Origin of the sequence: Citricoccus sp. K5 (genome assembly GCF_902506195.1) — a bacterium.
Taxonomy (GTDB): Bacteria; Actinomycetota; Actinomycetes; order Actinomycetales; family Micrococcaceae; genus Citricoccus.
This window is the reverse complement of sequence record NZ_LR732817.1, coordinates 3112256-3125949: the sequence shown is the minus strand read 5'-3', so window position 1 is coordinate 3125949 and position 13694 is coordinate 3112256. Positions and strand designations below refer to the sequence as shown.

Annotated in this window: 10 protein-coding genes; 8 read left to right on the top strand and 2 right to left on the bottom strand. The window is 67.2% G+C overall.

Annotated elements, in window-relative coordinates:
* Positions 1-100: 100 nt before the first annotated feature.
* From BOSE125_RS14050 to BOSE125_RS14040, 3 genes are all read left to right on the top strand, one after another.
* Positions 101-1186, top strand: coding sequence for an inositol-3-phosphate synthase (locus BOSE125_RS14050; protein WP_159553512.1), 1086 nt, complete (start codon positions 101-103; stop codon positions 1184-1186).
* A 544-nt stretch (positions 1187-1730) separates the two neighbouring features.
* Positions 1731-1892, top strand: a complete 162-nt coding sequence (locus tag BOSE125_RS14045) for a hypothetical protein (protein ID WP_159553510.1) — start codon at positions 1731-1733, stop codon at positions 1890-1892.
* A 150-nt stretch (positions 1893-2042) separates the two neighbouring features.
* On the top strand, positions 2043-3830 hold the full coding sequence (locus BOSE125_RS14040; RefSeq protein WP_159553508.1) for a formate--tetrahydrofolate ligase: 1788 nt from the start codon (positions 2043-2045) through the stop codon (positions 3828-3830).
* A gap of 74 nt (positions 3831-3904) precedes the next feature.
* On the opposite strand, the gene BOSE125_RS14035 is transcribed toward BOSE125_RS14040, so the two are convergent.
* Positions 3905-5566, bottom strand: coding sequence for an HDIG domain-containing metalloprotein (locus tag BOSE125_RS14035; RefSeq protein ID WP_159553506.1), 1662 nt, complete (start codon positions 5564-5566; stop codon positions 3905-3907).
* 105 nt (positions 5567-5671) lie between these two features.
* Here BOSE125_RS14035 and BOSE125_RS14030 point away from each other — a divergent pair, with 105 nt between their 5' ends.
* The 5 genes from BOSE125_RS14030 to trxA all read left to right on the top strand — a co-directional run bounded on the left by BOSE125_RS14030 (position 5672) and on the right by trxA (position 11860).
* Positions 5672-6265, top strand: a complete 594-nt coding sequence (locus tag BOSE125_RS14030) for an NUDIX hydrolase (protein WP_159553504.1) — start codon at positions 5672-5674, stop codon at positions 6263-6265.
* A complete protein-coding gene (murJ, locus tag BOSE125_RS14025) occupies positions 6262-8172 on the top strand; it encodes a murein biosynthesis integral membrane protein MurJ (RefSeq protein ID WP_236558025.1) in 1911 nt (636 codons plus the stop codon). Before BOSE125_RS14030 ends, murJ begins: the two co-directional genes overlap by 4 nt.
* Before the next feature lie 182 nt (positions 8173-8354).
* The gene (locus BOSE125_RS14020; RefSeq protein WP_159553502.1) at positions 8355-10250 is read left to right on the top strand and encodes a hypothetical protein; all 1896 of its coding nucleotides are present in this window, start codon (positions 8355-8357) and stop codon (positions 10248-10250) included.
* A gap of 241 nt (positions 10251-10491) precedes the next feature.
* Entirely contained in the window at positions 10492-11466 is a 975-nt protein-coding gene (gene trxB / locus BOSE125_RS14015; protein WP_159553500.1) for a thioredoxin-disulfide reductase, read from the top strand.
* 70 nt (positions 11467-11536) lie between these two features.
* On the top strand, positions 11537-11860 hold the full coding sequence (gene trxA / locus BOSE125_RS14010) for a thioredoxin (RefSeq protein WP_159553498.1): 324 nt from the start codon (positions 11537-11539) through the stop codon (positions 11858-11860).
* A gap of 108 nt (positions 11861-11968) precedes the next feature.
* Here trxA and BOSE125_RS14005 read toward each other — a convergent pair whose 3' ends face one another.
* On the bottom strand, positions 11969-13495 hold the full coding sequence (locus BOSE125_RS14005; protein WP_236558024.1) for a ParB/RepB/Spo0J family partition protein: 1527 nt from the start codon (positions 13493-13495) through the stop codon (positions 11969-11971).
* Between the last annotated feature and the right edge of the window lie 199 nt (positions 13496-13694).

Here is a 13694-nt window from a genome sequence, read left to right as displayed (position 1 = left end):
GGGTCGGCGGCACCCACCAGCGTTGAGTCCCGTCATGCGGGGCCCGGTCCGCCGCGCCCGGCGTGCGGCCCCAGGACCATCAGGACAACAAGGAGTACCGGTGTCTAAGAACCCGATTCGTGTGGCCATTGCGGGCGTGGGAAACTGCGCCACCTCGCTGATCCAGGGGGTGGAGTACTACCGCAATGCCTCCGTGGATGAGAAGGTCCCCGGACTCATGCACGTGAAGTTCGGCGACTATCACGTGGATGACCTCGAGTTCGTGGCCGCCTTCGACGTGGACGCCAAGAAGGTCGGCGTGGAGCTCTCCGAGGCCCTGACCGCCTCCGAGAACAACACCATCAAGATCGCCGATGTCCCCGCCACCCAGGTGACCGTGCAGCGCGGCCCCACCATGGACGGTCTCGGCAAGTACTACCGCGAGACGATCGAGGAGTCGGACGCCGAGCCGGTCGACGTGGTGCAGGTCCTCAAGGACACCCAGGCCGACGTCATCGTCTGCTACCTCCCGGTCGGCTCGGAGGAGGCGGCCAAGTTCTACGCACAGGCCGCCATCGACGCGAAGGTCGCCTTCGTCAACGCGCTCCCCGTCTTCATTGCGGGCACCCCCGCCTGGGCCGAGAAGTTCACCGCCGCCGGCGTGCCGATCGTGGGCGATGACATCAAGTCCCAGATCGGCGCCACCATCACCCACCGCGTGATGGCGAAGCTCTTCGAGGACCGAGGCGTCACCCTGGACCGCACCTACCAGTTGAACGTCGGCGGCAACATGGACTTCAAGAACATGCTCGAGCGGGAGCGCCTGGAGTCCAAGAAGATCTCGAAGACGCAGGCCGTGACCTCCAACACGTCCGCGAAGCTCGGGGAGGATGACGTGCACATCGGTCCCTCGGACTACGTGTCCTGGCTGGACGACCGCAAGTGGGCCTTCGTCCGCCTCGAGGGCCGCAACTTCGGTGACGCACCCGTGTCCCTCGAGTACAAGCTCGAGGTCTGGGACTCCCCGAACTCCGCCGGCGTCATCATCGACGCCGTCCGTGCTGCCAAGATCGCCCAGGACCGCGGCATCGGCGGGCCGATCCTCTCGGCCTCCTCCTACTTCATGAAGTCCCCGCCGGTCCAGCACCATGACGATGAGGCCCACGAACTCGTGGAAGCCTTCATCCGCGGCGAGATCGAGCGCTGAGCCCGCGCGCCTCTGCACCACCCTCTTCTCGACCGCCAGTTTTTTATTGCTTCTGAGACTACTCACCGGTAGGGGTGTCGTACACCACAGGTCGGGTGCTAATCTCCAGGAGTGCCCTGATCCGTCAGGATTCGGCGCGCTTCCTTGTCGGCTTTTCCGCTCTTCATCGGCGGACGGACTCATCTGAAGGAGGTGGGGAAATTGATGATCTATGGAAATGACTCTGAAAACGGTGGCTACACCGCGTCCGGCGTCCTTCTGGCGTGGCCAGGAGTCGCCGCCATTCATCTGCCCAACCCCGCCTCCGCGTTGACCGCAACCAGCTGAGCTTCCCCTTCCAGGGCCCTTCCCGTCCTGGAGGAATCCCACAGCAGGGCCGCCTCCAGACCCGTCTGGTGGAAGTCCACTGAGCCGCTTGCCCATCGCTGAGGCCCCCGACCAAGGGAACCCCAGCCATGTCCGCCCCTCTCTCCACACAGCTCTCCACACAGCACATCGCCATCCTGACCGGCCCCCTTCAGGCACGGGAAGGGGGTGACAGCACGTGAGTGAGCACTTCGATGACCACCGCAGCAAACGCCGGCGCTCCGGCAAACAGCGCTTCGGGACCATCTTCCGCCCGGCGCCCTTCCTGCCTGACCAGGAACGGTCCCCGAGCCGGGACGACATCCCCTTGCCGCCGGACTTCATCATCTTTCCCCGGTGACCAGCATCCAGAGACCCGCATCTGGCGGTCGACGGATACCTCGGATCGGCCCCCCGGCCGGTGTGAGGTCATCCATCGGCCGCCAGTTTCGTTGCCGGGGCGCGGATGAACCCGTTCCCGTTCCACCGCCGCTATGCGAGGATCACCCCCATGAACGACGCCGAGATCTCCGCGGCCGCGACGCTCGAACCGGTGGCCGACGTCGCCCGCCGGGCCGGGATCCCCGCCGACGCGCTCATCCCCTACGGGCACTACATGGCCAAGGTGGACACCCGCCACCTCCCGGGCGGCCCCGGCAACGGTGCCCCACCCGGCGGTCCCGACCCGGCCGGCGGTCCCGACCAGCTCGGCAGGGTCGTTCTGGTGACCGGCATCAGCCCGACGCCGGCCGGTGAGGGAAAATCGACCGTCACCGTCGGCCTCACGGACGGCCTGAACCTCTTGGCACAGGCCGAGGACGCCCCCGCAGACTGGGCCGGCAGAACCGCGATCGCCGCACTCCGTGAGCCCTCCCTGGGCCCCGTGTTCGGCATGAAGGGCGGTGCCACCGGCGGCGGGTACGCGCAGGTGGTACCCATGGAGAACATCAACCTGCACTTCACAGGCGACTTCCACGCCATCACCGCGGCCCACAACCTGCTCTGCGCCCTCGTGGACAACCACCTCCACCGGGGCAATGCCCTCGGCCTCGATCCCCGGACGATCTCGATCAAGCGGGCCCTGGACACAAACGACCGCGCACTGCGCGAGACCATCATCGGTCTCGGCGGCCGCACCGAGGGCGTCCCCCGGGAGAACGGCTTCGAGATCACGGTGGCCACCGAGACCATGGCGGTGTTCTGCCTGGCCACCGACCTCGAGGACCTCAAGGACCGCTTGTCCCGCATGATCATCGGCCGGACCCGTGACCAGCGGCCGGTCACGGTCGGGGACCTGGGGCCGAACGGCGCGCAGGGGGCCATGGCGGTATTGCTCAAGGATGCACTCCACCCCAACCTCGTGCAGACCCTGGGTGGTTCGGCCGCCTTCGTCCACGGCGGACCCTTCGCGAACATCGCGCACGGAGCCAACTCCATCACCGCCACCAACACCGCCCGGAGGTTGGCCGACGTGGTGGTCACCGAGGCCGGCTTCGGCGCGGACCTGGGCGGTCAGAAATTCATGGACATCACCTCCGTGGCCGGAGGCTTCCCGCCGGCGGCCAGCGTCATCGTCGCCACGGTGCGCGCCCTGAAGCTCAACGGCGGGATGGCCCTGCAGGAACTCGACCGGAACACCGGGGACGCAGGGAACACGGAACAGCACCACCTCGAGGCCCTGGAGGCCGGCGTCGCGAACCTGGCCCGGCACATCGAGAACATGGCCGCCTACGGGGTGCCCGTGGTCGTCGCGATCAATCGCTTCCCCCAGGACTCCCAGGCCGAACTGGACTGGCTCACCGGCTGGTGCGCGCGCCGGGGCGTGCCCGCCGCGGTGGCCGAGGTCTGGGCCCGCGGCGGGGCGGGCGCCCTGGACGTGGGCCGCCGGCTCCTCGAGGTTCTGCCGGCCGTGGGCATCGACTCCGGCTGGCATTCCCTCTGGACGGAGGACATGACGGTCGCGGACCGGATCGAGGCCGTGGTGACCCAGATCTACGGTGGATCCGCCGTGGAGTACGCGCCCACCGCCGCCCGGCAGCTGGTTCAATTGGCCGAGGAGGGCTGGGACCACCTGCCCGTGTGCATGGCCAAGACCCAGTACTCCTTCACCGACGACCCGGCGGTGCTGGGGGCGCCCAGCGACTTCACCGTGCTGGTGCGCGAGCTCCTGCTGCGGCCCGGTGCCGGCTTCGTGGTCGCGCTGACCGGGGCCGTCATGACCATGCCCGGGCTCCCGAAGGAGCCTGCGGCCGACTCCATGGACGTGGACGCCAACGGAAACGTCACGGGACTCTTCTGATCCCAGGCCCCGGAATCACGTGCGCGATGCACGTCGAGACACGCCGATGAATCCGACAGCTGTCGATGCCGTGATCAGGCGGCGGACTCTGGCTGCTCGGCCCACCAGCGCAGCAGCTCGGCCGTGGCCGTCTGAACGTCGTGCGGACCTTCGTCCAGGCGATACTCCAGCAGGTGCTTGTAGGCACGCCCCACCACGGGCCCGGGCTTGATGCCGAGGATCTGCATCACCTGGGATCCGTCCAGGTCCGGGCGCACCGCCTGGAGCTCCTCCTTCTCGGCGATCTCCACCATGCGCCGCTCCAGGTCGTCGTACGCGAACGCCAGCCGCTCGGCCTTCCGGCGATTGCGCGTGGTGACGTCCGAGCGGGTCAGGGCATGCAGTCGCGGCAGCACCGGGCCGGCGTCGTTGACATACCGACGGACAGCCGAATCGGTCCAGTCGGCGTCCCCGTAGCCGTAGAACCTCATGTGCAGCTCGACCAGCCGGGCCACGGCCTTGATCGTGTCGTTGTCGAACTTCAGCGCCCGCATCCGCTGCTTGACCAGTTTGGCCCCCACCACATCGTGGTGGCGGAAGGTGACCGCCCCGTTCGGTTCGAAGCGGCGGGTCGCCGGCTTGCCGACGTCGTGCATCAAGGCCGCGAAGCGCAGGACGAAGTCCGGTGCGGGAACATAGGTGCCCGACGGCGGCACGAACCGTTCCGCATCCGCCTCGCCCTCGCTGTCCTCGCCTGCCTCACCTGTCCCAGCCGGCCCGCCACTCGGAGCCTCCGGGTGCTCCGCCGCCCACTGCTTCTCGAGCTCGGCAGGGTACTCATGGCCCATCGCCTGTTCCAGGACCGTCAGCGAGTGCTCGTAGACGTCCTTGTGGCGGTGGTGCTCGTCGGTCTCCAGCTTCAGAGCCGGCAGTTCGGGCAGCACGTGTTCGGCGAGGCCGGTGTCCACGAGCAGGTTGAGGCCGGTCCGCGGGTGGGATCCGTTGACCAGCTTGACCAGCTCGTCCCGGACGCGTTCGGCGGAGATGATCGTGATCCGTTCGGCCATGGCCGTCATGGCCTCCACCACGGAGCGGTCTACCCCGATGCCCAGCTGGGAGGCGAAGCGCGCGGCCCGCATCATCCGCAGCGGATCATCCGAGAAGGAGTCCTCGGGCGTGCCGGGCGTGCGCAGCCGCCCGGCGGCCAGGTCCTTGACCCCGCCGAACAGGTCCACGAGTTCCAGGGAGGGCAGCCGGATGGCCATCGCGTTGACGGTGAAATCGCGGCGCAGCAGATCCTCGTCGAGAGAGTCCCCGAAGGCGACCTGCGGCTTGCGGGAGTCCCGGTCGTACTTCTCGGCGCGGTAGGTGGTGACCTCGAGTTGCCATCCACCCTTCGAGAAGCCGATGGTGCCGAACTTCCGGCCGATGTCCCAGTGCGCATCCGCCCATGTCCGGGCGATCCTCAGGGTGGTGTCAGGATCCGCGTCGGTGGTGAAGTCCAGGTCCGGGGACACCCGGCCGAGGAACAGGTCCCGGACCGGGCCGCCCACCAGGGACAGCTCATGTCCAGCTGTCTCGAACAGCCCGCCCAGTTCCAGCACCACGGGGGGCAGGCCGGCACCGGTCGGGAACCCCACGGGCAGGTCAACGAGGTCGGTGTGGTCAACCGGGTCGGCGAGGCCAGTGTCCGAGGGCTGGACGCCGGCACCTGCGGGCGTGCCGGACGAAGGAGAGGAGGAGGCGGTGGGATTCATCGTGTGCTTAAGGGTGCCAGATCCGGGGGCCCGGTGAGGACAGCCGGCGTGCGGAGTCCGGTGTTGCCGGATGCGGTTCCGGTTCAGCCCGCTACAGTGGAATGCATGGCTCATCCCGTTCCGAGCGCCCCCAAGCGCACTCCGCTCACCGCATCGGTGGGCCGGCGTGTGCCCCGGCGCCCGGGGCAACCGGGCACGCCCGGCGAGTCCGCGCAGGGGTCCCTGCCCACCGTGGAGGAGATCTCCGCCGGTGGACTGGTGGTGCGCCGGTACGGCGGGCGGCTCGAGGTCGCCATCATCGCCCGCTACAACCGCGGCGGCCGCCTGGAGTGGTGCCTGCCCAAGGGCCATCCGGAGGGCGCGGAGACCCACGGCGAGGCGGCCATCCGCGAGGTCGAAGAGGAGACCGGGATCGCCGGGGACATCCTGGCGTCGCTGGGATCCATCGACTACTGGTTCACCGTCTCCAGCCACCGCGTGCACAAGACCGTGCACCACTACCTGCTGCAGGCCACCGGTGGCGAGCTGACCACGGAGAACGACCCGGACCATGAGGCCGTGGACGTGGCCTGGGTCGGCCTGGACGTGCTCAACGCCAAGCTCTCCTTCCCGAACGAACGCCGGATCGTGGACCTCGCGCGGGACGTACTCCCCGAGCATGAGGGCAGGTTCCCGGATCTGTCGGACTCCGAGCGGTGAAGAACACCCCCACCACGACGCCGGACACCCCGGACCGCGGCGATTCCCCCGGTCCGCGGCGCCCCGGCACCGTGCCCCCGCGCCGCCCCGGGAGTACCGTCCGTCCTCCTGATCCGGTCCCCGCCCCTGATCCCGCTCCTGTCTCAGCGTCTGATCCGGGTTCCGCCTCGGCCTCCGTCACGGCCTCCGCCGCGTCCTCTGAGGCGGACAGCACGGCGAAGTCCAGTGCCATCATGGCCGCGGGCACCCTGGTGTCCCGCATCCTCGGTTTCGTCCGCACGGCCCTGCTCACGGTGGCCATCGGTTCGACCGCCATGGCCGCGGACATCTTCGAGTCCGCGAACACGATCCCGAACATCATCTACATGCTTCTGGCCGGCGGCGTGTTCAACGTGGTGCTGGTCCCACAGCTCATCAAGGCGGCGAAGAAGCCGGACAAGGGCTCTGACTACACCTCGAGGCTGATCACCCTCGCGGTCCTGGTCATGGCCGCGGCCACCCTGGTCATCACGCTCGCGGCCGCCCCCATCATGGTGGCGCTGACCAGCAACTGGTCCCCGGCGATGCTGACCCTGGGCACGGCGTTCGCGCTCTGGACCTTCCCGCAGATCTTCTTCTACGGCGTATACGCGGTGCTGGGGCAGGTCCTCAACGCCAACGGCCGCTTCGGCGCGTACATGTGGGCCCCGGTGACCAACAACGTGGTGGCGATCGGTGTGATCGGCCTCTACCTCGCGATGTTCGGCTCCTACCAGGCCGGCGGCGATCAACTGGCGGAGTGGACCACCGGCCAGACCGTCCTGCTCGCCGGCGGACACACCTTCGGGATCGTGGTCCAGGCCCTCGTGCTCTTCGTCCCGCTGAGCCGGCTCGGGCTGGGGCTGAAGCCGAAGTTCGGTTGGAAGGGCATGGGGCTGCGGTCCACGGGCAAGCTCGCCGGGTACACCCTCGTGACCATGATGGCCGGCAACGTCGTCAACCTGCTGGTAGCCCGCCTCGTCTCCGGGGCCACGGAGGCACGTGCCTCCCTGGGTGAGGCCAGCGGGTCCGGCGGGCCGTTCGAAGGGCTGGACCCCTCCGTCGTCGAGGCCTCGATTCCCGGGCTCATGGCACTGAACATCGCCCAGCTGATCACGGTGCTTCCGCATTCGGTGTTCGTCCTGTCCCTGGCCACCGTGCTGTTCAACCAGCTCGCGCGGTCGCTGCATCAGGACGATGTGCCGGGGGCCCTGGCCACCATCAGCAGGGGCCTGCGGAACTTCGCGGTACCGATGATGTTCTCCACGGTCGTGGTGCTCGTCCTCGCCGGGCCGCTGGGACGCGTCTTCGCCGGTTCCTCGGAAACCGCTGCTGCGTCCGCTGTGGCCATCGGACAGCTGCTCATCCTGCTGGCGCTGGGGATGCCGTTCCGCTCGGCGCACATCTACCTCATGCGCCTGTTCTATGCGGCTGAGAACGCGCGGATCCCCATGCTGGTGCAGGTCGGGACCGCAGCGTTCACGCTGGTCATCGCCTACGTCGCCTCGATCTTCATGCCCAGCTGGGCCATGGCCTACCTCATGGTCTCCGTGTTCACCCTCCTGCACGTGGCCCAGTTCGTCGCCGCCCATGTGCTGGTACGCCGCCACTACGGGGACTACGGCGCCGGCCAGGTCCTGGACGCTTACCTGCGCACCGGTGTGGCCGCCGTCGTCTCCGGTGTGGCCGGCGCCCTGGTGCTGTGGCTGATCGGCGGCTACTCCGGCGGGTTCCCCTGGTCCACGATCATCACCGCCCTGGTGAGCTGCGCCGTCGTCGGGCTGGTCATGATAGTGGTGTACTTCGTGATGCTCCGAGCCATGCGGCTGCCCGAGCTGACCGAGTTCCTGGGGCCGCTGGCCCGGAGAATCCCCGGGTTGGCCCGGTAATTTCCTGACCTGCCGTCCGGCGGTTCACCGCGCACCAACCCGCCGTCGGCCGTAGCATGGACCCGACCGCACCCGGGACCGCCCGTGGCCGGCCACTGCCCGCAGTGGCGCCAGAGGCACCCCCGTCCACCTGGACGGCCATACCCAACCGTTGGCCCGGGCCACCGACCTGGAGGAACACCGTGCCGCAGCCCATTGAAGAGGGAATGGTCCTCGGAGGCCGATACCTCGTCACCGGACATGTGCTGACGTCAGCCGACCAGGACATGGTGCTGGACGGCCGCGACCAAGTCCTGAACCGCGATGTCTCCATCCTGGTCGCCTCCTCCGATCATGCCTCCCAGGTGGCCGCCTCGGCCCGCGAACTCGCCACCGGGGAGCGGCAGGGCACCATCCAGGTCCTCGATCTCGGCCTGAGCGAGGGCCGCACCTACCTGATCGCCGGCGGCAACCCGGCGCCCGAGGACCTGCTGGACATGACCCGCGAGCAGCAGGTCTATGTGGAGCCCTTCTATACGGACACCCTCGGCTCGGAGATCTTCGGTGAGGCCCGCACCTACGAGCCGCAGGTCTACGAGGACGACGAGGAGTACTACGAGGAGTTGGACGACGGCTATGCCGGGCCGGAGACGGAGACACGCCGTCCCAAGTTCCTGCGCGGCATCTCCGACCGCCTGAGCCAGCGGCTCGGCTCGGATGACGCCGCCAAGGACGCCGTGGACGGCAGGGCTGCTGCCGGTGCAGCGGGTGCCGGTGCCGCTGGCGCCACGGCGGCGAGGAACCCCCGGCGGCACGACGACGGCGCTCGGGACGAGCACGATCCGTACCGTTCCGCGGTGCTCCGCACCGATGACACACCCTTGCCGGAGACGGTCAGCGACGCCGACTGGACCGGTGCTCAGGACGAGGTCACCGCGACGTCCTCTCCCGCCGACCGGAACGCTGCTGCGACCTCCGCGTCGCCCGTGGTGGGCATCCCGTCCGATGATGGGCGAGAGGGATCAACCCGGGATGCCTCCGATCACGGCAGATCCGAGGACACCGGTGAGGAGACGGGCGAGACCCCCACGGCCGCCGTCGCCTCCCCGGCCATCGGCCGGCACAGCCCCAAGCCGGGACGGGAACCGGACCAGCGCGCCGCTGAGCGTCCCAAGGTCACGCTCTGGGACGACACCCCCTACGAGTCCACCCGCGATGATCACGCCGGTGCCGCCGGTGAGAGCCACACCGAAGACCGCCGCAGTGCCGGTGCCCTCGGGGCCGGCGTCGTTGGCGCCGGCTTGGCTGCCGGGGCTGGGTCTGGTTCTGCCGGGGCTGGGGGCCCCCGCGGTGGGTCGGCAGGAGGATCGAGCCGTCATCCGGACGCCGACCACGGCGGCGATGATGACTATCCCGGGTTCGAGGACTACGAGGAGCACGACGAGGACGACAAGCCGCGGGGCGCCCGCTGGCTGGTCGGCGGAATCCTGGTCCTGCTCCTCATCCTCGGAGCGGTGTTCGCGTTCAACATCCTGGACAACAATCGCAATCCGGAGGCGGGAGGGGGCGAATCCACCACACCGGGGTCGTCGCCAACCGAGTCCTCGCAGGGTCAGACCCGGGAGTCACAACTGCCGGAACCGGCCATCGTCTCGGCCACCCGCGTGGTGCCGGACGACGACGGCCTCAGTGCGGAGACGGACTCCACCCTTCCCAATGCCATCGACGGCAATCCCGCCACGGCCTGGCAGACGTACACCTTCGCCCAGCCGGCCTTCGGCGGCTATGCCTCCAGCATGGCCCTGGTGATCGAGCTGGAGGAACTCAGCGCCGTCTCCCAGGTGGACATCATCCAGAACAACGGCAGCGGCGGCTCGTTCTCGGTGTTGCTCAGCGACACCCCGGAGATCGACGACGCCCGGCAGATCGCCGAGGGCTCCCTGACCGGGCCTGAGGTCAGCGTGCCGATCCCAGACGAGGGTGGCGCTCCGGCGGAGGCACAATACGTGATCATCAACTTCACCGAACTGCCCGAGCTCTCCAATGCCACCTCCAACCGTCCCTACGGACTGAGAATTGCCGAGGTCGAGGTCAACTGACCGGCGCCCTGCGGGCGGGGTCCGCAGCCTCCGCTGGGCGGAAGACGCGCCTCTGCGTCCACCGGACCCGGCCTAGGATGGTGGGAGTGATAGCCCGGCTGTCCCCATGCCGTCCAGGTGACGAGGGGCCGTCGAGGTCATGCCAGGACATCTGTTGGACGGGAACAGGCTTGGAATAGGTTTCTGCCGGGGGATGTTCCACCGTTAACAGTTCCAGTTGCCTACCCCTGAAGGAATCACCGTGACCGAGGCTCCAGAGTCCATCGACGCCGTCCGGGACGTCGTCATCATCGGATCGGGCCCGGCGGGCTACACCGCCGCCATCTACGCTGCACGCGCGAACCTGAATCCCCTCGTGGTCGCAGGGTCCGTGACCGCCGGCGGTGAGTTGATGAACACCACCGACGTGGAGAACTTCCCCGGCTTCCCTGAGGGCATCCTCGGTCCGGAACTGATGGCCCACCTGGAACAGCAGGCCACCCGATTCGGCGCTGAAGTCCAGTATGAGGACGTCGTGGCGGTGGACCTGAAGGCCTCTCCGAAGGTCGTCACCCTCGGCAACGGTTCCGAATACCGTGCCCATGCGGTGGTCCTGTCCACGGGGTCGGCCTACCGAGAGCTCGGCGTGGAGGGTGAGAAGCGGTTCTCCGGCCACGGCGTGAGCTGGTGCGCCACGTGTGACGGCTTCTTCTTCCGCGATCAGAACATCGCCGTGGTGGGCGGGGGCGACTCCGCCATGGAGGAGGCCCTGTTCCTCACCAAGTTCGCGTCCAAGGTCACGGTGATCCACCGCCGTGATGACCTGCGTGCCTCGAAGACCATGGCCGATCGGGCCTTGGCCCACGAGAAGATCGAGTTCATCTGGGACACCGAGGTCTCTGGCCTCGACGGCGAGGAGAAGCTCAAGACCCTGCACCTGCGCAACCTGAAGTCCGGCGAGGAGTCCACCCTGGACGTCACCGGCCTGTTCGTGGCCATCGGATCGGATCCCCGGACCGATCTCGTCAAGGACCAGGTCGAGCTCAATGCCGACGGCACGGTCCGGATCGACCACCCCAGCACGCGCACCTCGCTTCCCGGCGTCTTCGCTGCCGGGGATGTCACCGACCCGACCTATCGTCAGGCCATCACCGCCGCCGGCAGCGGATGCATCGCCGCCCAGGACGTCGAGCATTACCTTGCGGACGTCAAGGAACTGGTTGCGGCCGCCGTCTAGGCACCGCACCCCACAGACCTGAATACCGGCCCCCTGCCGGCATTCCAGACCAAACCCATCAGGAGGAACCATGAGCACCATTGACGTCACCGACCAGGACTTCCAGGAGAAGGTCCTGAACTCGGACAAGCCGGTCATCGTCGATTTCTGGGCAGAATGGTGCGGTCCCTGCCGCATGCTGAGCCCCATCCTCGAGGAGATGGCCACCGAGCATGCTGACAAGATCACTGTGGCCAAGCTCAACGTAGACGACAACCCCCAGGCAGCATCCAACTACGGCATCACCAGCATTCCCGCGGTGATGGTGTTCCAGGGGGGCGAAAAGGTCGCCACGTCCATCGGCGCCAAGCCCAAGCAGGTCCTGGAGACGGAGTTCGCCGAGTACCTCAAGTGAGCATTAGCCACTGACGTGATGTACGAGAAGGGCCCCGTTCCTGCTGGAGCGGGGCCCTTCTGCGATTAAGACCTGTGCTGAGGAAGCTTCCTCAGTGTCTAACGAGATTTAATGACTGACTTCGTTCTCCCCGGACTGACCGATCAGGTCCATAATCCTATTGAGATCGTCCACCGACGCGAAGTCAATGGCGATCTTGCCTTTGCGGGCTCCCAGGGTGATCTTCACCGTGGTGTCCAGACGATCCGTCAGGGAGTTCGCCAGGTAGTCCAACCGTTCGTGCCGATCACTCCTCGGAGCACGGCTCTTCGGCTTCACCTGACGGACGCCGTCCTGCAATGAGACCAGCTCCTCCGTCGCTCGGACCGACAGGCCTTCCGAGACCACCTTCTGCGCCAGGCGTTCCATCTCGGCCGGATCCACCAGGGCCAAAAGTGCACGAGCATGGCCTGCGGAGAGGACACCGGACGCCACCCTGCGCTGCACCAGCGGCGGCAGCCTCAGCAGCCGCAGGGTGTTCGTGATCTGCGGCCGCGACCGGCCGATGCGGGAGGACAGTTCCTCCTGGGTGCAGTTGAAGTCCTCAAGGAGCTGCTCATAGGCAGCAGCCTCTTCGAGGGGATTGAGTTGACTCCGGTGCAGGTTTTCCAGGAGTGCGTCTCTGAGGAGGTCAGTATCCGCAGTATGCCGCACGATGGCGGGAATCTCGGTCAGCCCGGCACGCTGCGAGGCGCGCCACCGGCGTTCACCCATGACGAGTTCAAAGGGAGAGGGCCCCTCGACAGGGCGCACCACGATGGGCTGGAGGACCCCCACCTCGGCGATGGATGCCACCAGCTCGTCCATGTCGTCCTCATCGAACACCTCGCGAGGCTGGCGTGGATTGGGATGGATGTCCCCGGTCGGGATCGTTCTCAGCTCCGCATCGCCGACACTCCCATGGTGCCGGACCTGGGCCGGTGCCGGGTCCCCCCCCACTGAAGCGGGCGCCGTTGCAGTCCCCTTGATCTCAACCGATTGCGGTTGACCGTCTGAGGCATAGCGTTCATTCGGAGCAGCATGAGTTGACTTGCCCCCTATGCTGACGGGCTTGACGGGCGGCATCGTGGGGCGCGCCTTCGCCTTGCGACTTGCTGCTGCCGCGTCGGACTCATCAGACACCTGAGCCGAATCAGTCGTATCAGTGCCGTCAGGGCTCCGCCGATCAGGGAAGAAGACGTCGACGGGACGTCGTGTTTCACGTGGAACAGTTGTGCGAGCCGTGTCAGGGCCACGACCCCCAAGGTATCTGCTCGTGAGGTCCATGCGATCGGCACCACCATTGGTCTCCCGGTCAGAAGAAGGTTGATCAGAACTTGTCGAGGCGCGTGCCGTGTCCACAGCTTCCGCTTCCTCAGAGGAGACTTCCGGTTCCAACGAGTCGAGCCGTGAGCCCCGTGGTTCGCCGCTGTGAGGCACAAACACCGTTGCACTACCGCCTGCAGTTGATTCCGACTCGTTTGATTCGAGCGTGTCGGGGTCAATTTGGGCAGGCTCTGAAGTCACGACCGGGGCGAGGACGTCTTCTTCTTCGGAGCTCGTGTTCTGAATCAGTGCCTCAAGTCCTCTGCCAAGACCGCGTCGGTTCTTCTTCACGCATACTCCTTAGATCGTGCCCAGCGTCGGAGTCCAGTCTACTGCCGTTTCACGTGAAACCAGATTCCGTGAGGTGACTATCCCGCGTCCTACCTTTCCGACCCCTAGGACGTCCTTGCGTGTTCTCGAGGAGGACTCACCAACTGAGGTCATTGTTTTCCAGTTGACATCATCGCTGACTACAGGACTCACATGACCA